Source organism: Oscillospiraceae bacterium NTUH-002-81 (assembly GCA_032620915.1).
Classification (GTDB): Bacteria; Bacillota; Clostridia; order Lachnospirales; family Lachnospiraceae; genus JAGTTR01.
The window spans coordinates 1,770,576-1,797,069 of sequence record CP136052.1 but is presented as its reverse complement, the minus strand read 5'-3'; the positions used below and the strand labels follow the sequence as shown (position 1 = coordinate 1,797,069).

The 26,494-nt window shown below is 53.6% G+C and carries 20 protein-coding genes, 1 tRNA gene and 2 pseudogenes; all 23 read right to left on the bottom strand.

Annotated elements, in window-relative coordinates; translation table 11 throughout:
- Positions 1-108: 108 nt before the first annotated feature.
- On the bottom strand, positions 109-666 hold the full coding sequence (locus RJD28_08655; GenBank protein ID WNV59512.1) for a DUF5662 family protein: 558 nt from the start codon (positions 664-666) through the stop codon (positions 109-111).
- Between the two features lie 3 nt (positions 667-669).
- The gene (locus tag RJD28_08650) at positions 670-1,194 is read right to left on the bottom strand and encodes a TraX family protein (protein WNV59584.1); all 525 of its coding nucleotides are present in this window, start codon (positions 1,192-1,194) and stop codon (positions 670-672) included.
- On the bottom strand, positions 1,106-1,399 hold the full coding sequence (locus RJD28_08645) for a hypothetical protein (protein WNV59511.1): 294 nt from the start codon (positions 1,397-1,399) through the stop codon (positions 1,106-1,108). The genes RJD28_08650 and RJD28_08645 overlap by 89 nt, the downstream gene beginning before the upstream one ends.
- Positions 1,386-3,425, bottom strand: a complete 2,040-nt coding sequence (locus RJD28_08640) for a hypothetical protein (GenBank protein ID WNV59510.1) — start codon at positions 3,423-3,425, stop codon at positions 1,386-1,388. The genes RJD28_08645 and RJD28_08640 overlap by 14 nt, the downstream gene beginning before the upstream one ends.
- A 4-nt stretch (positions 3,426-3,429) precedes the next feature.
- Positions 3,430-5,304, bottom strand: coding sequence for an ABC-F family ATP-binding cassette domain-containing protein (locus RJD28_08635; GenBank protein WNV59509.1), 1,875 nt, complete (start codon positions 5,302-5,304; stop codon positions 3,430-3,432).
- Between the two features lie 53 nt (positions 5,305-5,357).
- Positions 5,358-6,110 (bottom strand): exodeoxyribonuclease III, encoded by a 753-nt coding sequence (xth, locus tag RJD28_08630; GenBank protein WNV59508.1) that lies wholly within the window; start codon positions 6,108-6,110, stop codon positions 5,358-5,360.
- Positions 6,111-6,265: 155 nt separating this feature from the next.
- On the bottom strand, positions 6,266-8,437 hold the full coding sequence (locus RJD28_08625) for a polyribonucleotide nucleotidyltransferase (GenBank protein ID WNV59507.1): 2,172 nt from the start codon (positions 8,435-8,437) through the stop codon (positions 6,266-6,268).
- Positions 8,438-8,634: 197 nt separating this feature from the next.
- Positions 8,635-8,901 carry a 30S ribosomal protein S15 gene (rpsO, locus tag RJD28_08620; protein WNV59506.1) on the bottom strand — a complete coding sequence of 89 codons (267 nt, stop codon included), beginning with the start codon at positions 8,899-8,901 and terminating at the stop codon, positions 8,635-8,637.
- 133 nt (positions 8,902-9,034) lie between these two features.
- Positions 9,035-10,063 carry an SH3 domain-containing C40 family peptidase gene (locus RJD28_08615; protein ID WNV59505.1) on the bottom strand — a complete coding sequence of 343 codons (1,029 nt, stop codon included), beginning with the start codon at positions 10,061-10,063 and terminating at the stop codon, positions 9,035-9,037.
- A 12-nt stretch (positions 10,064-10,075) separates the two neighbouring features.
- Positions 10,076-11,708: pseudogene (locus tag RJD28_08610) on the bottom strand (Na/Pi cotransporter family protein).
- A gap of 103 nt (positions 11,709-11,811) precedes the next feature.
- Complete coding sequence (locus tag RJD28_08605; GenBank protein WNV59504.1) at positions 11,812-12,747, bottom strand: bifunctional riboflavin kinase/FAD synthetase; 936 nt, start codon at positions 12,745-12,747, stop codon at positions 11,812-11,814.
- A 6-nt stretch (positions 12,748-12,753) separates the two neighbouring features.
- Positions 12,754-13,656, bottom strand: coding sequence for a tRNA pseudouridine(55) synthase TruB (gene truB, locus RJD28_08600; GenBank protein WNV59503.1), 903 nt, complete (start codon positions 13,654-13,656; stop codon positions 12,754-12,756).
- Positions 13,653-14,639 carry a bifunctional oligoribonuclease/PAP phosphatase NrnA gene (locus RJD28_08595; protein WNV59502.1) on the bottom strand — a complete coding sequence of 329 codons (987 nt, stop codon included), beginning with the start codon at positions 14,637-14,639 and terminating at the stop codon, positions 13,653-13,655. The genes truB and RJD28_08595 overlap by 4 nt, the downstream gene beginning before the upstream one ends.
- Complete coding sequence (gene rbfA / locus RJD28_08590) at positions 14,614-15,021, bottom strand: 30S ribosome-binding factor RbfA (GenBank protein WNV59501.1); 408 nt, start codon at positions 15,019-15,021, stop codon at positions 14,614-14,616. The genes RJD28_08595 and rbfA overlap by 26 nt, the downstream gene beginning before the upstream one ends.
- 28 nt (positions 15,022-15,049) lie before the next feature.
- Positions 15,050-18,079 (bottom strand): translation initiation factor IF-2, encoded by a 3,030-nt coding sequence (gene infB / locus RJD28_08585; GenBank protein WNV59583.1) that lies wholly within the window; start codon positions 18,077-18,079, stop codon positions 15,050-15,052.
- A gap of 27 nt (positions 18,080-18,106) precedes the next feature.
- Positions 18,107-18,424: a ribosomal L7Ae/L30e/S12e/Gadd45 family protein gene (locus tag RJD28_08580; GenBank protein ID WNV59500.1), complete on the bottom strand. Its 318-nt coding sequence runs from the start codon at positions 18,422-18,424 to the stop codon at positions 18,107-18,109.
- Positions 18,415-18,687, bottom strand: coding sequence for a YlxR family protein (locus RJD28_08575; GenBank protein WNV59499.1), 273 nt, complete (start codon positions 18,685-18,687; stop codon positions 18,415-18,417). Before RJD28_08575 ends, RJD28_08580 begins: the two co-directional genes overlap by 10 nt.
- Before the next feature lie 48 nt (positions 18,688-18,735).
- A complete protein-coding gene (nusA, locus tag RJD28_08570; GenBank protein WNV59498.1) occupies positions 18,736-19,923 on the bottom strand; it encodes a transcription termination factor NusA in 1,188 nt (395 codons plus the stop codon).
- 213 nt (positions 19,924-20,136) lie between these two features.
- A complete protein-coding gene (rimP, locus tag RJD28_08565) occupies positions 20,137-20,604 on the bottom strand; it encodes a ribosome maturation factor RimP (GenBank protein WNV59497.1) in 468 nt (155 codons plus the stop codon).
- A gap of 139 nt (positions 20,605-20,743) precedes the next feature.
- Positions 20,744-22,982 (bottom strand): annotated as a pseudogene (locus RJD28_08560) (DNA topoisomerase (ATP-hydrolyzing)).
- Between the two features lie 12 nt (positions 22,983-22,994).
- A complete protein-coding gene (locus tag RJD28_08555) occupies positions 22,995-24,917 on the bottom strand; it encodes a DNA gyrase subunit B (protein ID WNV59496.1) in 1,923 nt (640 codons plus the stop codon).
- Positions 24,918-25,089: 172 nt separating this feature from the next.
- On the bottom strand, positions 25,090-26,250 hold the full coding sequence (locus RJD28_08550; GenBank protein ID WNV59495.1) for a GerMN domain-containing protein: 1,161 nt from the start codon (positions 26,248-26,250) through the stop codon (positions 25,090-25,092).
- A 159-nt stretch (positions 26,251-26,409) separates the two neighbouring features.
- A tRNA-Glu gene (locus RJD28_08545) sits at positions 26,410-26,481 on the bottom strand.
- Between the last annotated feature and the right edge of the window lie 13 nt (positions 26,482-26,494).

The following is a 26,494-nucleotide window of genomic DNA, read 5'->3' as shown; positions in this document are numbered from 1 at the left end:
ATCATACTATTTCCTGTGGAACATTGTCAACCCGTCTTTAGGAAATACTTTCCTTTTCCTGAATTTTTCATAAAATAATACAATCTTTTCTGCTGTCAACAGGTTAATTCAGAAATTATTATAGTCATTCCAGTCTTTCTTCGCCAATATTTCCATTTTGATGTACGAAAAAGTGGCCTTTTCTCCCTTTTCCGCATACATATGCAGTAAAAATTCCAGCAATTCCCTTGTTTTGGGATGCAAAAGGGTCTTGGCATGCCCCTTCTCATAATATTTCAGCGGCCCGTCCGGCGTAAATGCATCCCCGTTATAAATTTTTCCGGCCGCCACCCGGTCCAGAAACATCTCCACTGCATAGTTCAGCGGCATCTTCATGCCCTCAATGGACTTGTCCGGATCCAGACTGTAATCCAGCCAGTATTCAAAATGGTGTTTGTTGCGCCCCTTGTGATGCAGCCAGGCCGAGGAATAGCCCCTGTCCATGCGTTCGGCGTTGTTGGGGCTCTGAACGCCCTGATAATATTTTGCGCCCACCCAGAACTCCGTCGGCGAATATTTGGACATGTCGTGGAGCAGCCCCTGCCGGTACAGACCCACAGAAAAGCAGTAACGCATCACCAGCAGCTTATGTTTCGTGATTGTCTTAAAATGTGCGATTGGTCTCATATGTCACCCCTGAAATCCGTACATCTGCACCAGGATCAGTTTCAGCAGCCATAAAATGGCCAGATGCACCGGATAAAATGTATAAAAAACGTATTTGATCTTCCTGTCGCGCTCCCCATTATACAACAGAATCGGGAGGAGCGCCAGTGCCGCAAAGCTCTGGACGCCGCCCCACAGGAAAATAAACAGCAGGCTCACCGCTGCCGCCATGAGTTTTTTCCGCTCCCGCAGCCGCTCAAACAGCAGCACCACCAGCACACCGCCGCAACCATAGTCCACATGCAGCAGCTCCGCCGTGATCATAACGCCCAGAAGCCATCCCATATTTTTCCAGTAAGCCTTCTCGTCCCTGCATTTATCCAGCATGAACAGGGACAGCGCCAGCGTGAAAAAGATATTCTGGTGAGCCGGATGGATGAGCTCGCCATAAAATGCCAGATCAAAAAACGGCTCGGAAATGCAGGCAAAAAGCACCAGCCGTTTCAGATAGCTGTCCGTGCTTCTCGTGTGATGAAAGCCCTCCGTCAGCAGGAAGGCATAGATAGGAAAGGACAGACGGCCGATGGCCCGGATCCACAGAACGCCCGGGAAAAAAAATAGCGCCGATATGGTCGATGAGCATGGTCACCACGGCCAGCATTTTCAGCCAGAACCCATCTATGCCGCGGCCCCCTCCGTTTTCCTTCCCGCAGATACCGTTTTCCTGCGCCTCGGTTGTCTCATACTGTGTCATCTTTTCCTCCCGGCAGCCGACCTTCCAGTACCACCACGGTCCTGCCTTTTACAATCATTTCTTTCTGCGCCTCCAACGCCTTTTGCTCGGGGCTTTCCGGAAACATTTCCGCCTCCGGCAGAGACGTGTCGATGACCCGCTCCCAGCACATGCCTTTGGGCAGATGGGGCAGCGCAAAGGATTTCTCCTCTCCATACATATTATATGCCGTGTAAAAATAACTGTCTCCCACACCGGCTCCCGCATAGAGTACCCCCAGCTGGCGGCTGACACCGTCAAACTCCGGATACCACACATGTCTGCCGTGGAAAGAAATGTCCGGGCAGCCGCAGCCGGACACATCCATGCCCTGCAGTTCCCCTGCCTGATGGAACACCCGATGGGCCTTTCGAAAAGCGATCAGCTTCTCTGTAAAACGGCGCAGAGAGTCCCCTGCCCTGCTGCGATCATACTGGATCCAGGCAGTGGGGTCATCCAGACCGTAGGCATTGTTGTTGCCCTGCTGGCTGTTGCCGCACTCGTCCCCGGCATGGAGACACGGCACACCCTGGGCGAGAAATACCATGAGCAGGGCATTGCGCACCTGCCTTGCCCGGATGTCGTTGATCTTCTTTTTCCGGCTCTTTCCCTCTTCGCCGTAATTACAGCTGCAGTTATAATCGCTGCCGTCCCGGTTGTCTTCCCCGTTGGCCTCGTTGTGCTTCTCCTCATAGCAGACCAGATCTGCCAGGGTGAACCCGTTGTGGGAAGCCACATAATTGACCACCGCCCGGTCCGTGGGATTGTTCCGCAGCCTTGCCGCAAAGCCGCCGATCTGCCCTTCCTCTCCCCGAAGGAACCGGCGCATATCCATCTGCGGCCCGTCGTGCACCTCCGCCAGACGCCGCACCTTCGGCAGATGTCCGTCCGGGTAAATCTCTTCCGTCCGGAACCCATTGCCCAACAGCTTGACGCCCGCCAGCAGCGGTTCCCTGGCGATCAGTTCCAGGGGCAAGTCAAACCCGCTTATGTGAAAACCATCCACATGGTATTCCAGCAGCCAGTATTTCAGGCAGTCCACCATCAGCCCCGGATAGGTATGGGCCGGGAAATAGAATTCCAGGATCAGTTCGATGCCCGCCCGGTGCAGAGCCTTCACCAGATCCTTACACTCTTTTCCCGCATCCTTTCCCCAGGCAAAAGAAGCCTTGGGTGCAAAATAGAAGCCCGGGCCATAGCCCCAGCAGTTCTTTTTATAATGATGCTCCTGTTTTTCGGAACGGGCAAAATAGGCCATGGAACTCACCGGTCTTGGCAGCAGCTCGCCAAACTCATATACCGGCTGCAGCTCCAGCATATTGATGCCCAGTGCCTGCAGATAAGGGATCCGTTCTATGATCCCTGCAAAGGTCCCCTTCTTTTTCACCCGGGCGCTGGGATCCATGGTCAGATGCCGCACGTGACCGGTATACAAAATGGCATCCTCATAGGCAATCTGCGGTGCACAGTCACCGTCCCAGTCGTAAGTGTCCCGGACAAACTGCCCCCGCAGCGGCCCCGGTTCCCGGCCGAATACCTCCCGCCCGCAGATGCTTCTGGCAGCAGGATCACAGAACTCCACGCCGTCCAGAAGAAAGGAATAGGTGCAGTCTTTGGGCGGCAGCGGCTCCAATCTGGAAAAGTAAAGATCGCCAATGCGGTGTTCTTCTGTAAAATCCAGCTGGCAGAAAGGCGTGGCTTCGCCGGGATGATAAAGGCATAGGGACAGCCGGGATGTCGGTTCTGCCTCCGGCTGCTGATTCTTTACGCTCCCCGAGTTGACTGCTGGGGTTCCCGGCCTTTGATCCACTGTGAAAGCTGTGCGTGTGATTTGCTTCACTGACGATTCAGCAGAACATGACTCCGGCTTCGTCTCTTGGGAAAGTGCATCCTCGGCCAGAGAAGAAAGGGCCACGCAGGAATTGACACCGCCATGTTTCACGACAGCCCCCAGCGGATAAGGTTCCCCTTTCATCAAATGATAGGTTTTGTCTGTCTGCTTTTTCACCTGATCACCCTTTCTTTTCTGCCCGTTCCCGCGCAATCTGTTCCATCAGATCGTTGAGATACACCCAGCGGTCCATTTTCTGTTCCAACGCTTCCTCCGCCTGGGCCTTCTGCGCCATCAGTTCATTTAATTTTACAAAATTGCTGGCATTGGAGGAGATCTGCTCTTCCAGATCCTGAATCTTCTCCTCCAGCGCCGCGATCTCATCGTCGATCACTGCCGCTTCCCGCTCCTCTTTATAGGAAAGCTTTAACTTTTTCTCCCGGGGCGGCCGTTTGGAAGCTGCTTCGCTGTTTCCCGTTTCCGCCTGGTCAATGCCGTCTACCGCGCCGGTTCTGCTGTTTTTCCCGTCAACACTGTCACTGTCCTCCGGATTTCGCCCTTCCCGGGTGCGCACGGCGTCATAATCCGAGTAGCCGCCCTCATACTGGCGCACCTGTCCGCCGCCCTCGAAGGCAAAGATTCTGCGCACCACCCGATCCAGAAAATACCGATCATGGGATACGGTGATGACAATGCCCTCGAACTCGTCCAGATAGTCCTCCAGCACCGTCAGCGTGCGGATGTCCAGGTCATTGGTGGGCTCGTCCAGAATGAGCACATTGGGCGCTTCCATGAGCAGACGCAGCAGATACAGCCGCCGCTTCTCTCCGCCGGACAGACGGGAAATCTGCGTCCACTGCTTCTCCCCGTCAAACAGGAACCGCTCCAGCATGGCAGAGGCCGTGATGACGCCGTCCTTCGTCCGAATGTATTCGGCCCCCTCCCGCACATACTCGATGGCCTTCAGCCGCTCATCCAGCGCTTCATTTTCCTGGGAAAAATAGGCGATCTTTACTGTGCTTCCAAAATCCACACTGCCGCTATCCGGCGGCAGATTGCCGGTGAGCACCTTCAAAAGCGTACTTTTGCCACAGCCGTTTCTGCCCACAATGCCGATCCGGTCACCTTTCAGGAAAATATAGGAAAAGTCATCAAACAGCACCTTGCCGTCATAAGACTTGGAAATATGTTCCGCCTCGATGGTCTTGCGCCCCAGACGGGAGGCCACGGAACTCATCTCCACCTTCTGTTCCGCCACATCCGGTGCCTGGATCTCCTGCATCTGTTCAATGCGCTGGATATGGGCTTTCTGCTTGGTGGAACGGGCTCTGGCCCCCCGCATGAGCCATTGCAGCTCCGTGCGCAGAATGCTCTGTCGTTTCCGCTCCGTGGCGATCTCCATATTCTGCCGCTCCGCTTTCAGCTCCACAAACCGGGAATAGCTGCCTGGATAGCTGTAAAATTTCCCATGATCGATCTCCACGATCCGGGTCACCACCCGATCCAGAAAATACCGGTCATGAGTTACCAGCACAATAGCTCCCCGGAATTTCAGCAGATAATTTTCCAGCCACTGGGACATCTCGTGATCCAGATGGTTGGTGGGCTCGTCCAGGATCAGGATATCCCCTTCGCTCATCAGCACCCGGACAAGGGCCGCCCGCTTCTTCTGTCCGCCGGACAGCTGCTCCACCGGCTGGTCAAAATCCGTCAGATCCAGCTCATTGAGCATGGCCTTGGCCTCCGCCTCTCTCGTCCACCGGTCATCTGCGGATGCGGATACATTGCCCTTCAGCGCCGCTTCCAGCACCGTATCTCCCTGCTCGAACACCGGCGTCTGGGGCAGATACGCGATTTTCAGATTATTGCCCATGGTGATCTGCCCGTCATCGCATTCCTCCTGCCCGGCCAGAATTTTCAGCAGGGTAGATTTGCCGGTGCCATTCACACCGATGATCCCGATCTTCTCTCCCTCCTGAATGGAAAAATCCGCCTCATCGAAAATTTTCCGCTCTCCGTATGCTTTTGTCAGTTGTTCTGCTGTCAGTAAATTCATCGTTCTCTGTCTATCCTTCCTCGGCCCATCTTACCATTCTCTCTCATTTGTTATCACTCGATAACCAGTTCCACAGGACAATGGTCTGAGCCTGTCACCTCGGTATGAATGGAAGCTCTCACCAGCCGGTCTTTCAGGCTCTCTGACACGCAGAAATAGTCGATGCGCCACCCTGCATTCTTCTCTCTTGCCTTGAAACGGTACGACCACCAGCTGTAGACGCCCTCCTGATCCGGGTAAAAATAACGGTACGTGTCAATAAACCCGGATTCCAGCACATGAGAAAACTTTGCCCGCTCCTCATCGGTAAATCCGGCATTCTTCCGGTTCGTCTTGGGATTTTTCAGATCGATCTCCCGATGCGCCACGTTCAGGTCACCGCAGAAGATCACCGGCTTCTTCTCCTCCAGTTTTTTCAGATACGCGAGGAAATCCTCCTCCCACTGCATCCGGTACGGCAGTCGCGCCAGCTCATTCTGGGAATTTGGCGTGTACACCGTCACCACATAGTATTCCGGGAATTCCGCCGTGATCACACGGCCCTCCTGGTCGTGCTCCTCCATGCCGATGCCGTAGGACACCGACAGCGGCTCCTGCTTCGTGAACATGGCCGTGCCCGAATAGCCCTTCTTCACCGCATAATTCCAGTACTGGTGATATCCCGGCAGATCCAGGTCGATCTGTCCCTCCTGCAGCTTACTCTCCTGAATGCAGAAAACATCCGCATCCACCTGCTGAAAATATTCCAAAAAGCCCTTCTGCACACAGGCACGCAGGCCATTCACATTCCAGGAAATCAACTTCATAAAATATCCTCCGTTCGTTCGATAATGGCTTTTCGCTTCCTTTTCTTTTGCTCACATCATTATAGCATGATTTTTCTGCAAAAAAAGAGAAGCCCGCGGATTCCTCCGAAAAGGAACCCGCAGGCCATATCCTGCTTTTTCAGCCGCTGATGCGCTTACTCGTGATCTGCGTGCTTTCTGTCTCTGTTATCTCTTCTGTTGTCACGTCTGTCTCTGTCATCGTCTTTAAGCTTGGTGACATCCTTGCCGACATCTTTCATGGAGAAGCTGATTCTGCCCATCTTGTCCTTGCCCAGGCAAACAACGGTTACCTGATCACCAAGGGTCAGAACATCCTCTACGCGATTGATTCTCTCTTTGGCGATCTTGGAAATGTGTACCATTCCCTCCTTGCCGGGAGCGAACTCGATGAAAGCGCCGAATTCCTTGATGCTGACAACAGTACCTGTGAAGATCTGTCCTGCCTCAAAGTCGGTGGTGATGATGCGGATCATGTCTACTGCCTTGTCCATCATCTCTTTGTCGGTGCCGCAGATGGATACTGCGCCATCGTCTGTGATGTCGATCTTCACGCCGGTGCGCTCGATGATGGTGTTGATGGTCTTGCCTCTCTGGCCAACCACATCGCCGATCTTGGCCGGATCGATCATGATCTGTACGATCTTCGGTGCATACTTGCCTACTTCTTTTCTCGGCTCAGCGATGCAGGGTGTCATGATCTCGTTGAGGATGTACTCTCTTGCTTCCTTCGTGCGGGCAATGGCCTCCTCGATGATCGGACGGGTCAGGCCGTGGATCTTGATATCCATCTGGATCGCAGTGATACCGTCATGGGTACCTGCCACCTTGAAGTCCATATCGCCGAAGAAGTCCTCCAGGCCCTGGATATCGGTGAGTACGATATAATCATCATCGGTATCTCCGGTCACCAGACCTGTGGAAATACCTGCTACCTGCTTTTTGATGGGCACACCTGCAGCCATCAGGGACATACAGGATGCACACACACTTGCCTGAGAAGTGGAACCGTTGGACTCGAAGGTCTCGGATACGCTTCTGATGGCGTAAGGGAACTCTTCCTCAGAGGGAAGTACCGGCAGCAGCGCACGCTCAGCCAGTGCACCGTGGCCGATCTCACGACGTCCCGGTCCTCTGCTGGGCTTTGTCTCGCCTACGGAGTAGGACGGGAAGTTGTACTGATGCATGTAACGCTTGGAGGTTACGGTCTCGTCCAGGCCATCCAGTCTCTGTGCCTCGGAAAGCGGTGCCAGTGTGGTCACGTTGCAGATCTGTGTCTGTCCTCTGGTGAACATGGCAGAACCGTGTACTCTCGGGATAATATCGATCTCAGCTGCCAGCGGACGGATCTGGTTGATGGCTCTTCCATCCGGGCGCTTGTGGTCTTTCAGAATCATCTTGCGGACGGTCTTCTTCTGGTACTGGTAAACAGCCTCATCCAGAACGGCCAACCACTCTTCGTTATCAGCAAAAGCCTCTGCCAGCCGATCCTTGATGGCGCTGATGTTGGCCTCACGAACCTGCTTCACATCTGTGAATACAGCCTCTTCCATCTGCTCGGGGGTTACGATCTCACGGATGGCTGCAAACAGCTCTTCCGGAACCGCGCAGCTGGTATAGCTGTGCTTCTCTTTGCCGCACTCGGCAACGATCTTGTCAATAAACTCGATGATCTGCTGATTCAGCGCATGACCTGCAAAAATGGCCTCGATCATCTTTGCCTCCGGCACTTCGTTGGCGCCTGCCTCGATCATGATCACTTTCTCACGGGTAGATGCAACAGTCAGATGCAGATCGGACAGTTTGTCCTGCGCATAGCTGGGATTGAATACAAACTCACCGTTGATCATGCCTACCTGACACATGGCGCAGGGGCCGTCAAACGGGATGTCAGAGATTGCCGTTGCGATAGCGGAACCAAGCATGGCAACAACCTCCGGTGCGCACTCGGGATCCACAGACATCACCAGGTTGTTCAGGGTCACGTCATTGCGGTAATCCTTCGGGAACAGCGGACGCATGGGACGGTCGATGACACGGGATGTCAGGATCGCATGCTCGGATGCCTTGCCCTCTCTCTTGTTGAAACCTCCGGGTATCTTTCCCGAAGCGTATAATTTCTCTTCATACTCCACGCTCAGAGGGAAGAAATCAATGCCGTCTCTGGGCTTCTCGGAAGCGGTTGCAGTGGAAAGAATGGTGGTGTCTCCGTAGTGCATGAATGCTGCACCGTTTGCCTGCGCCGCCACTCTGCCAACATCAACAGTCAGTGTTCTTCCGGCCAGTTCCATTGAAAAACTCTTGTACATTTGTTCGTCTCCTTTTCCATAAATTTTGAAAATTTTCGATTATGGCAGAAGATCCCGAAACTACTGAAAAACCCAGGAGCCTTCCTGCTCTTTTCAGTGGTCTCGGACCATTCTTCCACACATAATCCGATCCTTCAGTAACAAAAGAAGCTTGCGTAAAATAAGGGCGGAATGCTCTTCCGCCCTTAAATTTTCAATTACTTTCTGAGTCCTAAGCGCTCAATTAAAGCACGGTATCTCTCAATATCAGTTTTCTTCAGGTATGCCAGTAAGCCTCTTCTCTGACCAACCATCTTCAGAAGACCTCTTCTGGAATGATGATCCTTCGGATGATTCTTTAAGTGCTCAGTGAGCTCCTGAATTCTTGCTGTGAGAACTGCAACCTGAACCTCCGGTGATCCGGTATCGTTCGGTGTTCTTCCATACTCTGCCATAATGGCCTGCTTCTTCTCTTTTGCTATCATAATGTAGCAACCTCCTTAAATAAATTTGATAGACCGCCGAATACTAAGAGAGAGGTCGGAGTGTCCGGTCTCTGAATATCGGCTAAACTCATACCTGGAAAGTATAGCACACTCTTCCCCACATGTAAAGGATTTATTTCAATAATGATACCACACAGATCGGTGTCCGGTAGTATGCATTGGAAATCTTGATGCCTGTCTTCCTGGAACTGGCATGTACCACCTGTCCGCCGCCGATGTAAATGGCTACGTGGTTGATGGAACCGTTCTTGCCATAGAAGAACAGATCACCCGGCTTCGCCGCCGATGCCTTGATCCTTGTGCCGCAGTTGGCCTGGGCCTTGGAGGAATGGGGCAGGCTGATGCCGTATTTCTTATATACACTCAGTACAAAGCCGGAACAGTCGGCGCCCTTGGTCAGGCTGGTTCCACCCCAGACGTACGGATTGCCGATAAACTGCTTGGCGTAAGCCACCAGGGAGGAACGGTTGTCCGATACCCCGGTCACCTCTGACAGGGTTGCCGCCTTGGGAAGCTCCAGCGCCAGATCCACAAATTCCTTGGATACATAGCCCTCGTCCTCATCCACCGTCACCTTGATCCATTCATCCAGCTCCTCTTCCACCACCAGCTCCTCGCCGATGGGGATGAGGGTCAGCACTTTGGACTCCACGCTGGGTTCAAACCGCACCTTCAACGTGGTGGTGTTCACCGTCGCCATGGTCATGGCCGCCTCCGCTGCCCGGGCATGTGCCTCCTCGCCGGTAAGCAGATATTCCATGCTGACATAACCCTCCACTCTGCCGGATTTGATCTTTGCCCAGCCGTCGTCGGTGGTCTCCAGCACCTCGCAGCCGCTGTTTTTTACCATGGTACCCACCAGAGACGCATTCTCCTTTGGCTCCTTTCGGATGTTCAGATGATTCTGTACGTTGGCCACGCCCAGATTCGTATAGCCGTAGCTCTCTTCCATTCCTGTCTGCGGATTGAGCACGCCGTCGATCATGTCCACCGCTTCATCCGCAGATGTATGCTCGGTCAGCTCCTCCATCACCGCCGTCATACCGGCCCGAAAGCCGGACGCCTGCACGTCCAGAGAAGTTCCTGTATACAATACCGCGCCTGCCAGTAACAGACAGACCGGCTGTTTCCATGTTTTCATCGGCACCTCCTGTTACTCCTGATCTTCATCAAGAATAGAGAACGCGATATTGGTAGCATGGTCTGCCACACGCTCCAGCCCGGAGATCACATCTGAGAAAATCATACCCGCTTCCGGGGTACATTCATTTCTCGTCAGACGGTCTACGTGGGACTGCTGATACTGCCGCTCCATCTCGTCAATGTGCTCCTCCAGATCCAGGATCTCTTCCATATGCTCCCGGTTGTTGTGAGAAAACATATCAATGGAATACCGCAGGATGGTCAGTACGCGCTCCAGCATCTCGCCCATCTCATGCTGGGCCTCCTTGCTGAACGTCACATTCTCCTCCATCCGCATCTTGGCCGCATCCGCCAGATTCTCCGCGTGATCACCGATCCGCTCGATATCGTTGACCACATGGAACAGGCCGCCGATGCTCTTGGCGTCATCCACCGGAATGGTCATCTGGCTCACCTTCACGAGATAATCCGTGATGGAGTGGTTCAGATAGTCAATATATTTTTCCACCTGATAAACCTTCGTGATGTCTTCCTCATCCAGGGTGATCAGGCAGTTCATGCCTCTGTTCAGGTTCTCAGAAGCCATCTGTCCCATGCGCTCCAGCTCTCTTGTCACTTCCACAACAGCCGTTGCCGGGGAAAAGATGTTCTTCCGGCCGATGTACATGAGCTGATACTCACTGTCATCCGTCTTCTTATCCTCACCGGGCACAACCAGGTAGGTCGCCTTTACGATCAGCTTCGCAAAGGGGAACAGCACAATTACCTGGAAAATCTTGAAGAAGGAATGGGCATTTGCCACACATCTGCCGATATTGCCGCCGGATACTGCCATGATGGTAGATTCCACCCAGCCGCCGAACAGCGACAGGATCACCACCATGATGATCGTACCGAACACGTTAAAAAGGAAATGGATCATTGCCGCACGCTTGGCATCCTTCTTTCCGCTTAAGGAAGCAAGGGAGCGCCGACGTACAGGCACCGATATTACAGCCCAGGATCACATAAAAACAGATACCAAGGCCCAGAAGTCCCTGCTGCGCCATCAGCAGCAGAATGCTGACGGTTACGGAAGAGCTCTGAATGATCGCTGTAATCAGAAATCCGATAAAAATCGCCAGGAACCGGTTGTTCAAAGTCGAAAGTGCATTGACGATCAGCGGAGAATTCCGCAGATCCGACATACTGCCGGACATGATGCTCAGTCCCATGAAAAGCACGCCAAAGCCGAGAATGACTTCTCCGATCTTGTTGACGACGGGCTTCTTGCAGAACATCACCATGATGACACCGGCCATCAGAAATACCGGTGCTACCTCCGATAGGTTAAAGGCTACCAGCTGCGAGGTGATCGTCGTACCGATATTGGCACCCATGATCACACCGGCCGCCTGATACAGGTTCATAAGTCCCGAGTTTACAAAGCTGACGACCATGACTGTCGTGGCACTGGAAGACTGGATGATCGCACAGAACACAATACCCACCAGCGTACCCATCAGCTGGTTCTTTGTGAAAAATTCAAGAATTCCGCGAAGCTTTGCGCCGGCTGCCTTCTCCAGACCGTCGCTCATCAGTTTCATGCCGTACAGGAAAAATCCAAGACCGCCCATCAGTGATAATACAATCCCTATGTCCATGTTCTCTCCTTTTATCTGCCGTAACAGAATATATTTTTTACCCAAACTTTACAATTTTACAGTTAATACTTTAATATATTCTTTCAAAAGTTACAAGCAGTTTTTATCGGTTCGCTTTTTCTGCAAAAAATTTCTTCCCAAATTCCATATCTTTATGCATTTGTACTTTCAGCTCATCCAGAGACGCAAATTTCATCTCCGGCCGCTCAAAGGTGTACAGCTCTACCGTGATATTCTTGCCGTACAGGTCACCGGAAAAATCGAACAGGAAGGTCTCTATGCCTCTGGCGTTGCCCTCACTGACCGTAGGCTTCGTGCCGATATTGCTGATGCCCTCATACCGTTTGCCATCCACGATGGTCTTCGTGGCATACACGCCGTTGGGCGGCAGCAGCTTGTGTTCCGGCGGGAACAGGTTGGCAGTGGGCATGTCCAGCTTTGTACCGCCCAGATGGTTGCCGTGTTCCACCGTTCCGCTGATGCGGTATGTGTAGCCCAGCAGGAAATCTGCCAGCTCCATATTCCCCTTGGCGATCTCCTCCCGCACATAGGTGCTGCTGATGTCCCGGCCCTGATACTGCACCTTCTCCACAATATCCACTTCATAGCCGTATACCGGTGCCAGCTTCTGCAGCAGCTTATAGTCGCCTCTCCGGTTATGGCCGAACCCGCAGTCTGTCCCTGCCACGATATATCTGGCTTTCAGTCTGCCTACCAGTACCTCTTCCACAAAACGCTCCGGCTCCATGGACATGATCTCCGGCACGAAAGGACATTCGATGAGATAATCGATGCCCTGTTCCTCCAGCATCTGGCAGCGCTCCTCGTTGGTCACCAGCGTGTCCATGCCCTTGCCGGACAGCTTCGCGCCCGGCGGTACATCAAAGGTAAAAACAACTGCTTTTACGCCATCTTTCTTTTTCTCGCACACAAGATGCAGAAGCTTCTGATGGCCCACATGAAGTCCGTCAAATTTTCCAATGGTCACCACAGACGGCTCTTCAATGGAAAAATCGGTTGTCCCTTTTATATATTCCATGTTTTTTCACTCCAAAAATAATTTCACCGGATGAAAATCCCCCCGGCTTTTTCTGTATTCATAAATCCCGGTAAAACCCTGGTTCCGGCCATAGACCCGCACCTGCTGTCCGTCCGCCAGTTCTCCCGGCATTTCCGTGAAATGCTCCGGCAAAAGCACATTGCCGTTGTCCGCAAACCGGTACAGCTCCGGCCGCACGGACAGCGCCGGATCGTCCAGGAACAGCTGGTCGGAGGACAGAATCAGTTCCTCTGCCCGTCCCTCTTTCGCATAAGCTTCGATCTCGGACAGACGGTATGCTTCCTCCAGGCCAAACCGGCCCACACGGGTGCGCAGCAGCGACTCCATACAGCCGCCGCAGCCCAGCTTCTCGCCGATGTCCTGGCAGAGTGTCCGGATATAGGTGCCCTTGGAACAGTGCACCCGCATCCGCACCCGGGGCAGCTCCACCGACAGGATATCGATGGAATGGATGGTCACCCGCCTTGCCGCGCGTTCCACCTCCACACCCTTTCGTGCCAGCTCATACAGCTTCTTGCCGTTGACCTTTAACGCCGAGTACATGGGCGGCACCTGGTCATAGGCGCCGACAAAGCTCTGCACCGCTTCCCGCACGGCCGCTTCGCTGACCGTCACCGGATGTTCCTCCAGGATCGTGCCCGAGCAGTCCTGGGTATCGGTGACCTGGCCCAGCAGCAGTACCGCCTCATATTCCTTATCCTGATCCGTCAGAAGGGCACACAGCTTCGTGCCTTTGGCCACGCACACCGGCAGCACGCCCTCCGCATCCGGATCCAATGTCCCGGTATGGCCGATCTTGCGCTCCCTTAAAATACCTTTCAGCTTCGCCACCACGTCAAAGGAGGTAAAGCCTTTTTCTTTATATACGTTGATGATTCCGCTTTTCACGATCTGCGCTCCCCGTCAAGCTGTCTGGCGATATGCCCGGTCAGATTGTTGATCACATCATGGATAGAGCCCTGCATCGTACAGCCGGCTGCCTTCACATGGCCGCCGCCGTTATAGTATACTGCAATTTTGCTCACATCCACCGCGCCGTTGGAACGCATGCTCACCTTGTACTCCTGGATCGCTGTCTCATAGAGGAAGATCGCCACCTCCACGCCCTTGGTGTTGCGCAGCTGGCTGACAATGCCCTCCAGATCCCGGGAGTCCACGCCATAGAATTCCATATCCTTTTTGCGGATGACGCTGACGATCACCTGTCCGTCGCACACCAGCATGCTTTCCATCAGTGCCCGGCCCAGGATCTGGTTCTGCAGGTACGTTTTCTGATAAAAGCTTTCCTCAATGATCCGCGTAAAGGGCACGCCCTTCTCCATCAGCTTTGCCGCGATCCGCATGGTCTTCGGCGTGGTATTGCTGTACTGGAACACGCCGCAATCGTTGATAAGACCGGTATACAGCGCTTCCGCCACTGCCAGACTCATTTTTTCCGGATTCAGCAGTTCGTATAAGATCTCACAGGTGGCACAGGCCGCAGGATCGATGACATACTGCTCGCCCAGCCCGGTGTTGCTGATGTGGTGATCCACACAAATGCGTTTTTTCGCGCTGTCAAAATAGCGGACAGCCGCTCCCAGGCGCTCCCGGTCGCCGCAGTCCAGCGCCAGGAACGCATCGTAGGTTTTATTTTCTTCACAGGAATGGTGAATATCCTCTGTTCCCTTCAGGAAATCCAGGGATTCCGGGATCTCCTGCAAATACACATCCACCTGGATCTGGGGCATATTTTCCCGCACATAATTGTAAACCGCCATGCAGGAGCCCACACAGTCCCCGTCAGGGCGCACATGGCCTGCGATGGCCAGGCTTTTCACACCCGCAAGACACGCTTCCAATGCATTAAAGTTCTTCACTGTCCGTCGCACGCTCCTGTTCTTCCTCAGCCTCCCGCACCACGTCTTTGTTCACGTCGTTGATCAGCTTGGACATGTTGACACCGTACTCGATGGACTGATCCAGGATAAACCGGATCTGCGGTGTATTTCTCAGGTTTACCGTATGCGCCAGCTTCGTGCGGATGTAGCCCTCCGCACTCTTTAAGCCTGCCAGGGTATCCTTCTGTGCCGCTTCGTCGCCCAGTACGCTGATATATGCTTTACAGCTTTTCAGATCCGGTGCCACCTCCACCGCCACGACAGATGTCATGGGGTGGATGCGGGGATCCTTGATCTCACCGCGGATAATGTTGCTCAGCTCTTTTAAAACCTCGCCATTGATCCTTGTATTCTTAATGCTGTTCTTTCTCATGTTGTCGTCCTCCTTCGGAGGCAGCCTTCTAGCGCGGTACCTCCACCATAATATACGCTTCTACCTGGTCAAGCTCCTGAAGATCGTTGAACTTCTCGAATACCAGACCACACTCATAACCAGCTTTTACTTCTTTCACATCATCCTTGAACCGCTTCAGAGATGCCAGCTCGCCCTCGTAGATCTGCTCGCCCTCTCTGGTGATACGTACCTTGCAGCCTCTCTGGAAGGAACCATCCAGCACATAGGAACCGGCAATGGTACCCACGCCGGAAGCCTTGAACAGCTGACGTACCTCTGCGTGACCGATGACCTTCTCCTCGAAGACCGGATCCAGCATACCCTTCATGGCAGCCTCCACATCCTCAATGGCATTGTAGATGACACGGTACAGACGCAGGTCTACGCCCTCCTGCTCTGCGATATTCTTCGCGGTTGCATCCGGACGCACATTAAAGCCGATGATGATGGCGTTGGATGCGGATGCCAGGCTCACATCGGACTCGTTGATGGCACCCACGCCGCCGTGGATGATCTTGACAACGACTTCCTCATTGGACAGCTTCACAAGACTCTGCTTGATGGCCTCCACGGAACCCTGTACATCTGCTTTTACAATAATATTCAGTTCTTTGACATTACCGGCCTGGATCTGGCTGAACAGATCATCCAGAGACATTCTGGACTTGGTGTCCTCCAGAAGCTTCTCTCTGCCCTGAGAAATAAATGTCTCGGCAAAGCTTCTTGCCTCTTTCTCTGTTTTCAGGGAAACGAAAATCTCGCCTGCATTGGGCACATCGGAAAGTCCCAGGATCTCCACAGGAGTGGACGGGCCTGCCTCTTTCACTCTTCTTCCCTTATCATCCATCATGGCACGGACTTTACCGTGGCAGGCGCCTGCCGCGATGGGATCGCCCACATGCAGCGTACCTTTCTGTACGAGAACGGTAGCCACAGGGCCCTTGCCCTTATCCAGCTCTGCCTCGATGACAAGACCTCTTGCCTCCCGCTTCGGATTGGCTTTCAGCTCATGCATCTCTGCGGTCAGAAGCAGCATCTCCAGCAGGGTGTCGATGCCCTCGCCGGTCTTGGCGGACACCGGTACGAAAATGGTGCTGCCGCCCCAGTCTTCCGGGATCAGCTCGTACTCGGACAGCTCCTGTTTCACGCGGTCCACGTTGGCACTGGGCTTATCGATCTTGTTGATGGCAACGATGATCTCAATGCCTGCTGCCTTGGCATGGCTGATAGCCTCAATGGTCTGGGGCATCACGCCGTCGTCTGCTGCAACGACCAGGATGGCGATATCCGTGGAATTGGCACCACGCATACGCATGGCGGTAAATGCCTCATGTCCCGGAGTATCCAGGAAGGTGATGCGCTGTCCGTTGTATTTGATGACGGATGCACCGATGTGCTGGGTGATGCCACCGGCCTCACCGCTGATGACGTTCGTGTGACGGATGGCATCCAGAAGGGAAGTCTTACCATGGTCTACGTGACCCATGACACAGACTACCGGCGGTCTGGGAACCATATCCTTCTCATCTTCCTCGTCCTCCCGCAGCAGCTCCTCGATCACATCTACCTTTTCCTCCGGCTCTGCGATACAGTTGTATTCCAGGGCGATCTCCTCTGCCTTCTCGTAGGTGATCTCCTGGTTTACGGTTGCCATGACGCCCTGCAGGAACAGCTTCTTGACGATGGCTGCGGGCTGTACCTTCAGCGCATCTGCCAGTTCCTTGATGGTCAGTGTCTCCGGAAGGGTAACGGTGCGGATCTCGTCTTCCTTCTTCTCCACCGGCTTGGGCATCTGGAAACCGTTCTTCTTCGGTTTGTTCTTCAGATTTGTCAGGTTATCTCTCTCCTGCTCCTTGCGCTCCCGGTTCTGACGTTCTCTGTTGGCCTTCTCCTTGTAAGCGCGCTTTTCGCTGTTGGCGCGCTCTGCGTTTGCATGATCCAGTGCTGCCCGATCCAGTGCTGCCCGGTCATCGTTATTGCCGCCGCGTCCGCCGGAACGTCCCTGGAAGCCGCCCTGGCCTCCCTGACGGTTGCCGCCGAAGGAACCACCGCCCTGGCGATTGCCGCCGAAATTGCGGTCTCCGCCCTGCCGATTGCCGCCAAAACTTCTCTCGCCGCCCTGCCGGTTGCCGTAGGGTCTGTCTCCATCCTGACGGTTGCCATACGGTCTGTCTCCACCCTGGCGGTTGCCATATGGTCTGTCTCCGTTCTGACGGTTGCCGTACGGTCTGTCGCCCTCCTGCCGATTGCCATAGGGCCGGTCACCGCCCTGGCGGTTGCCATACGGTCTGTCTCCACCCTGGCGGTTACCGTACGGTCTGTCTCCATTCTGACGGTTGCCGTACGGTCTGTCTCCGTTCTGACGGTTGCCATACGGTCTGTCGCCGCCCTGGCGGTTGCCATACGGTCTGTCTCCGTTCTGACGGTTGCCGTACGGTCTGTCGCCCTCCTGACGGCTACCTGCGGGACGATCCGTCTTCGGGCTCTCTGTTCTCGCTGCCCCTTCTGTCTTTGCCGGTACCTCTGCTGCCGGTGTCACAGCTGCCTTGGGCGCCTCTGTTTTTGCCGCAGCCGGTTTTGCTGCCGGTGTCTCTGCCTTCGGTGCTTCTGCCTTCACAGTCTCACTCTTTGCTGCCGGTGCCGCAGCCGGTCTTGCAGCTGCTGCGCCTGCCGGGCGGTTGGAGGCGCCGTTTCTGACGCCCATCGGCGGTTTCAGGTTGGTCCGGCTGTTCTGCGGATTATACACGGAAACATATTTCTTTTTCCGAACGACCTGGCCTTCCGGTCTGGCCGGTGCTGCGGCACCGGTCTCTGTTGTTTTCTTCACTTCTTTTGTTTCTTTCTTCTCTTCCATCTTTCCTGCCGGTTCTTCCTTCCCTGCTGTAGTCTGTTTATGGTAATAATTTTTCACCAGCTTCACATCATCCTCTGTCAGGGTGCTCATATGGCTCTTGACTTCGATCTTGTTGTCGCTGAGTATCTGCATAATGTCTTTGTTTGGTTTATCTAATTCTTTTGCCAGTTCATGTACTCTTATTTTAGACACATTCACTACCTCCTATATTCAGTTGTCACTTTCCGTAAGCTTCAGTATCGCTTTGGCGAAGCCGTCCTGTGTCACCGCTACCGATGCCCGGAACTGCTTTCCGATGGCATGCCCCAGTGTCTCTTTGTCTGCGAAAACAATCATCGGCACGTGATAATAGGCACACATGTTACTGAAACTCTTTTTTGTATTATCAGATGCGTCCTCTGCCACCACCACGAGGGCAGCTTTATGCTCCTTTACCGCTTTCTCGGTGGAAAACTCGCCGCTCACCAGATTTCCTGATTTGGCGGACAGCCCCAGAAGGGACAGCACCTTTTTCTCCATTACAGGCATTTCAGTTCCTCCCTCAGTGCGTCATAAACCTCAGAAGGGATCTTCACCTTCAGGGAGCGCTCCAGACCTTTGTTTTTCACTGCTTTTTCCAGGCAGTCCATACTGCGGCACAAATATGCCCCTCTGCCGTTTTTCTTGCCGGTGGCATCCAGTGTGATCTCCCCCTCTGCCGTTTTCAGAACCCGGATCATCTCCTTCTTGTTCTTCCTCTCCTGACAGCCGGTGCACTGGCGCATCGGAACCTTTCTGACCGTCGTACTCATATTCTCTCACTCCCCGCTTCATTTATCATGCCTGCATTTTTTCCCGGATTATGCTTCTGTATCTTCGTTCTCTCCCTGCTCCTCATAGCCTTCGCCGTCAGCCGGTGCATCCTCGTACCCGGCCTCCGGGTCATATCCTTCCGGATACTCGTACTCCTCGTACTCCTCGTTCTCATCGAACTCTTCCATGAAGCCCTCGATCTCTCTTGCCTGGGTCTCGCTCTTGATGTCGATCTTGAAACCGGTCAGGCGGGCTGCCAGACGGGCATTCTGTCCTTCCTTACCGATGGCAAGAGACAGCTGATAATCCGGCACAACGACCTTGGCGGTCTTCTCCTCGTCATCTGCCATAACGAATACGACCTTGGCCGGGCTTAATGCATTCTCAATGAGGATGGCCGGGTTGTCGCTCCAGTTGATGATGTCGATCTTCTCTCCTCGCAGCTCGTTGACGATGGCGTTGACTCTGGCACCGTTCATGCCGACGCAGGCTCCCACCGGATCCACGTCCGGGTCGTTGGACCATACGGCGATCTTTGTACGGGAACCGGCCTCTCTGGCAATACTCTTGATCTCTACGGTGCCGTCCCGAACCTCTGTCACCTCAGACTCGAACAGACGCTTTACCAGCTCCGGATGGGTTCTGGACACAAGGATCTTCGGCCCCTTGGTGGTGTCTTTCACTTCCAGGATATATACTTTGATACGCTCGGTGGGACGGAATACCTCGCCCTTCACCTGCTCATTTTCCATGAGCACGGCATCTGCTTTGCCCAGATTGATGCTGACGTTTCTGCCGTTATACCGCTGCACGATACCGGTCACCACGTCGCGCTCTTTTCCATAGTACTGATTGAACAGTGCTTTTCTCTCTTCCTCGCGGATCTTCTGCAGGATCACGTTCTTGGCATTCTGAGTGGCGATCCGGCCAAACTCCTTGGACTTGATCTCCACGTTCACAATGTCGCCCACCTCATAGCGGGAATCCATCATCTTTGCCTTCTCCAGCGCGATCTGCTCTGCCGGATCCTCTACCTCTTCTACAACGGTCTTCTCCGCATATACTGCAAAATCACCGGTCTCGCGGTTGATGTTCACATGGACGTTGTCAGCCTTGCCGAAATGGTTCTTACAGGCTGTCAGCAGGGAATTCTCAATGGCCTCCAAAAGGGTGTCCTTGCTGATATTTTTTTCTTTTTCCAGTATATCCAAAGCTTCAATCAATTCTTTGTTCATGATATTTATCCTCCTGTCTCATCTCTTTTTCTAATCGTTCTCATCTTTACGCAACAGTTCAGACGCGCCATTCGCAAAACCGCATCTTCGATGCTTTCCGCTGCTTTGCAGCTCATTTTTGCTCATTTTCCGGCGCTCCGTTCATGCCTGCACTCGCTCAGCTCTCCGTGCAAGCACGGCCGCTGTTCTTCGTTTGTCATGACTGAACTGTTGCTAAAAATCAAATGCCAACCTAATCAGCGCGATGTCTGCCCGCGCGAATGTCTGCTCTTCTTCTGTATCGGTCACGATGGTGACGGTATCTGCATCCCAGGCTTTTAAGATGCCGGTAAATTCCTTCTGATGGTTCTGGGCACGATATAAGCGGATCTCCACTTCTTCGCCCACGCTTCTCTTAAAATCCTTATCCTTCTTTAACGGACGGCCCAGTCCCGGGGAACTGACCTCCAGGATATAGGCATCGTCGATGAAATCTTTCTCATCCAGAAGATCAGAAAAGGCTCTGCTGACAACCTCACAGTCATCTACGTTGATGCCACCGGGCTTGTCAATATAGGCTCTCAGATACCAGTTGGCCCCTTCTTTTACATATTCCACATCCACCAGTTCAAAATGGTGTTCCTCAATCAGAGGCGTGATCAGTTCCTCCGCTTTCTGCTCGATCATTTCTCTTTTCGTCATATGCACACCTCCTTCATGCTCTCTTTCTCTGTTTTTTTCTCTACACGGAATGAGAGTGGACTTTCGCCCACTCTCATCTAGTTACCTTTATCATATTTTTCATTCTAACACTTCCCGAAAGGAAATGCAAGCCTTTTTATTACCCTCTCACTTTCACACCCTTGGTGTCCCGCTTGCCCAGCCGCAGCTTGTTCAGCAGCAGCTCCTTGTCCTTCCAGCTGATGGCCACATCCATGCCCGGAACCAGCAGATACACCTGCTCGATCCGGTCATTTTCCGCCAGGCGGATGCCCCGGACACCGGCCGCTGCCTTCTTTTTCTCCGGGATCTCTTCCAGCGCAAATTTCAGGAACACGCCCTGGGCGGACTGGAGCACGATCTGGCCCTGATCCTCCAGACATTCCACGCTCACCAGCTTGTCCTCCGGCAATAATTTCGTGGCCGCCACCGTCCGCTTGGCCACGTCAAATTCTTCGCCGTCCACCAGCTTGCACATGCCCATGGCAGTGACAAACAAAAGCTTCTTCAATTTCATCTCCTGCACCGGTGCCACGCAAAGGATCTGCTCCTGGGTGCTGTCGTAATTGCTCAGGTTATCGATGGGGATGCCCTTGTCCCGGAACTTGCCCAAAGGCAGGTCGCTGACTTTCACCGTGTGCATCCGGCCAATGTCTGTAAATACTGCCAGCCGGTCGGTGTTCATGCAGCGGAGGATGGTGCGGTTCTCCGCCTGGGCAGCCTCCTGGTTGCGCTCGTAGGTGGACGGATCCACGCTGCGGATGTATCCGAACCGATCCATAAGGATGACCACCTCGGCCTCCTCCGGTTTCTTTTCCTCATAAACAGCCGCCTGGGCATTTTCAATGGAAGTCCGGCGGGGCTGTGCATATTCTTTTCTTGATCTGCAGCAGGTCTTTTTTGATGACTGCTGCCATGGAACTGTAATTGTTCAAAATATCCTCGTAGGTGGCAATGTTTTTCATGGTTGCCGCATGCTCCTTCTGCAGGGCGTCGATCTCCAGGCCAATGAGCTTGTACAGGCGCATTTCCAGAATGGCTGTTGCCTGCCGCTCAGTAAAATGCAGGCTCTTCGCCAGCTTTTCCGCGCTGCGGGTACGGAATTTGATGCCCTCGGTCTCACCCTCGATGAGGCACTGCTTTGCCTGCTTGAGGTTTTTGCTGCCCCGGAGGATCTCGATGATCACATCAATGACATCCACCGCCTTGATGAGGCCTTCCTGCACCTCCCGCTTTTCCCGCTCCTTGCCCAGCAGCGTCTCATATTTCCGGCCTGCCAGCTCGAACTGGAATTCCACATGGTGACGGATCACATCTTTTAAGCCCAGGGTCTCCGGCCGCCCGTCTGCCACCGCCAGCATGTTCACGCCGAAGGTATCCTCCAGCCGGGTCTTTTTATATAGAAGGTTCTTGAGATTTTCCACATCTGCGCCCTTTTTCAGCTCCAGCACAATGCGGATGCCCTCTTTGGACGACTGGTTGGAGATATCCACGATATCCGACGTTTTCTTCGTCTCCACCAGCGCACAGATGTCATTCAAAAACTTGCCGATGTTGGCACCGATCATGGGGTACGGGATCTCGGTGATGACCAGCTTCTGCCGGCCGCCCTTTTCGGCCTCCACCTGCACCCGGCCCCGGATACGGATCTTGCCCACACCGCTCTCATAGACGGAAAGCAGCTCATCCTTGTTCACCACAATACCGCCGGTGGGGAAATCCGGCCCCTGGATATACTGCATCAGCTGTTCCGTGGTGATGGCCTCGTTATCCATGTAGGCGATGACCGCGTCCACCGTTTCCCCCAGATTGTGGGGCGGAATGCTGGTAGCCATACCGACGGCAATGCCGTCCGCGCCGTTGACCAGCAGATTGGGGATCCGCACCGGCAGCACCGTGGGCTCCCGCTCTGTCTCGTCGAAGTTTGGCATAAATTCCACGGTATTTTTGTCCAGATCCTGTAAAAAAACCTCCTGGGTCACTTTGGCCAGTCTGGCCTCCGTGTATCGCATGGCAGCCGCCCCGTCTCCCTCAATGGAGCCGAAATTGCCGTGGCCGTCCACCAGCGGCAGCCCCTTCTTGAAATCCTGGGACATGACCACCAGGGCATCATAGATGGAGCTGTCCCCGTGGGGATGGTATTTACCCATGGTATCGCCCACGATACGGGCGCTTTTTCGATAAGGCCGGTCATAGCGGATGCCCAGCTCATACATATCATAAAGGGTCCTGCGCTGTACCGGTTTCAGACCGTCCCGGACATCCGGCAGCGCCCGGGAAATAATAACGCTCATGGCATAATCAATGTACGATTTCTGCATGATCTCGGAATATTCTGTTTTGATAATCTGTTCCTGCATAACGCTTCCTCCTTAGACATCCAGCTGCGCATCCGACGCGTGTTCATAAATAAACGTCCGGCGGGGCGGCACTTCCGTTCCCATGAGCATCTCCGTCACCTCGGAGGCCATTCTGGCGTCCTCGATCTCCACCAGCTTCAGGATCCGGGTCTCCGGATTCAGCGTGGTCTCCCACAACTGCTGGGCGTCCATCTCACCGAGACCTTTGTACCGCTGCAGGGTAAAAGGCCCCTTGTGGCGCTTCCGGTACCGCTCCAGTGCCTTGTCATCGTACAGATACTCTTCCTGTCCCCGGGAAGGGATGGCCTTGTAAAGAGGCGGCATGGCGATATACACATGCCCCTCGTAGATCAGCTCCGGCATAAACCGGTAAAATAATGTCAAAAGCAGGGTGCAGATGTGAGCCCCGTCCACGTCCGCATCGGCCATGAGCACGATCTTGTCGTAGCGGAGTTTGGTGATATCAAAATCATTGCCGTAGCCTTCGGAAAAGCCGCAGCCAAAGGCATTGATCATCGTCTTGATCTCCGCGTTGGCCAGCACCTTGTCAATGCTGGCTTTCTCCACGTTCAAAATCTTGCCGCGGATGGGCAGGATCGCCTGGAACTGCCGGTTTCTGGCTGTTTTGGCAGAGCCGCCGGCAGAATCTCCCTCTACAATGAAGATCTCACATTTCTTCGCATCCCGACTCTCGCAGTTGGCCAGCTTGCCGTTGGAATCAAAGGAATACTTCTGCTTTGTCAGCAGGTTGGTCTTGGCCCGCTCCTCGGTTTTGCGGATCTTGGCAGCTTTCTCCGCACTGCCCAGCACGATTTTCAGTGTTTCCAGATTCCGGTCAAAATAGCGCACGATCTCATCGCCGGTCACCTTGCCGGTGGCCTTGGCCGCATCCTGGTTATCCAGCTTCGTCTTTGTCTGTCCCTCAAACCGGGGCGCCGGATGCTTGATGGAGATGACCGCCGTCATGCCGTTTCGGATGTCCGCGCCGGTGAAATTGGCATCCTTTTCCTTCAAAATGCCCAGTTCCCGGGCATAGTTGTTCATCACCGCCGTAAACGTTGTCTTGAAGCCGGTAATGTGTGTGCCGCCCTCGGCATTGTAAATGTTGTTGCAGAAGCCCAGCACGTTTTCATGGAATTCATTGACATACTGCACCGCCGCTTCCACGGTGATGCCATCACTGGTCCCTGTGAAATAGATCACATCGTGGAGCACTTCTTTATTTTTATTCAGGTCTTTGACAAAACCGATGATACCGTCGGGCTCGTGATACACGATCCGCTCCGGCTCCTCCATCCGCCGATCCTCAAACACAATGGTCAGCTTCGGGTTCAGGTAAGCGGTCTCATGCAGACGGCTTTTCACCTCGTCCGCCTTAAACCGTACCTTTTCAAAGATCTCGTCATCCGGCAGGAAATTGATCTTTGTTCCGGTCTCCTTCGTCCTGCGAAGCCTGGGCAGCAGGCCGTTTTCCAGTTCCTGCGTCGGGATACCCCGCTCATACCGGTCATGATGCACCCATCCATCCCGGCTCACCTCAATGTCCAGATACCGGGACAGGGCGTTGACAACAGAGGAACCCACGCCGTGCAGACCACCGCTAGTCTTGTACACGGAGTCGTCAAACTTGCCGCCCGCATGGAGGGTTGTAAATACGAGCCGCTCTGCGGAAACCCCTTTCTCATGCATATCCACCGGAATGCCGCGGCCATTGTCGATGACGGTAGCCGATCCATCCTTTTCCAGAAAAACTTCAATGTGATCGCAGAATCCCGCCAGATGCTCGTCCACGGAATTGTCCACGATCTCATAGATCAGATGGTTCAGTCCTTTTCTGGAAACGCTGCCGATATACATGCCCGGGCGTTTTCGCACCGCCTCCAGGCCTTCCAGCACAGAAATACTTCCCGCATCATATGTTGTCCCTTTGCTCATACCTGCCTTCTCTCCTCACTTACCAAAAAGCTGCGCCCGACCTTTTTTTGCCTGCCAGACCCGCCTCCGGACAGCTTCCTTCGGGTGCCACGCAGCATAATATAGCGCCAATGCAATGCATTGACGCTATTACAAATTCTTCTATTATATTATAAGAAAACCTGTGGAAAAGTCAATCATTCAGCTGTACTTCCACAAAATCCCCCAGCGCATGAGGTACTTCGATGCACAGAATGATCTTGCCATCCTTTTTGTAGGAGTAGCCGTTGGGATATGCATCCGGATTGGCATAATCAATATCGAACTCCTCAAAGTAATCCGTCTCCACCAGGTCTTCACTCGTATTGACAAACTCCTGGAAATCCTTCACATCCAGCTCCGTGTTCACCAGCGTATACCCGTTCTCCTTGGTAAATGCACCCACCACATTGTAGGTGTTCACAAAATCAGACAGCCGCAGACCGTCGCCGCTTGTCATATCAATGTTGAACGTTTCTATATAGGAATAAGGATGTGCTGCGCCCTGCTCATAAGCGCTCACCCGGTAAACGATGGACAGCAGATCCTCCGTCGCGGTGGCCACCTCGTAGGTCAGCGTGTACTCGGAAGTCTCCCCGTCCAGATATTCCAGATCCTTCTTGGCGTACTGCTCGAAAATATCATTCCACTCTTCCTCTGTGTAGGAATTGTGCACGTTCACCAGCTGCGGATAGGAAATCGCAATGTTTCCATCCTTGTAGTCCGCAGTCTCTATCGTATAGGAAGTGAGCTGATACCAGGTCAGATCCCAGTCATACAGCATATGGCCGGTCTCCAGCTGCTGGCCTTCCACTGTCAGCCGCAGGCTGTCCGCCTGATATGCGTCCAAAAACGTATCCGTCAGCGCCGCGATCACCACGTACTCGCCATCTGTTCCCATGAAAGATGCGTAGGCACCAAAAGCCTCCGACAGATCCAGCACGACGATCTTCTGACCGTTCTCTTCCTTTACGGTACAGCTGTTGGCCTTCGTATCCTCTGTGACGATGTTCTCCTGGGCCAGCTGTTCCAGAAGGAACTCCGGTGTCAGCTTCTCCGCTTCCACCGTTCTCTCATCCAGGCCGTCTCCCATCTCGTTGCTGTAATAAATGTTGATCTTTATCTTTCCGGACGCTGTCTGCTGATCCGCCGTATTCTCCGAAACGGCAGTCTCGCTCTCCTGTGCATTTCCCGCAGAAGCGGCGCTGTCCTCCTCTTTTGTCTGATCTGTGGATGTCTGCTCTGCTCCACAGGCACAAAGCACGGATGCTGTAAGAATAAGCGCCAGAATCTTTCCCAGCCTTCTCTTTCTCATATCATCTGCCCTCCTGTTATAAAAATCATTTGAATATTTCTTTTGTGCTTATTATACCATGAACCCAAAATAACGCATATGGTTTTTCCAAAAGTTTCCCTTACGATTTCCTTAAACACAAAGAAACCCGGAAGCCATTCAACTTCCGGGTCTGTGTAGTAGCTGGTAGGGGAATCGAACCCCTGTTTCCGCCGTGAGAGGGCGGCGTCTTAACCGCTTGACCAACCAGCCATGTCCTTGCGAC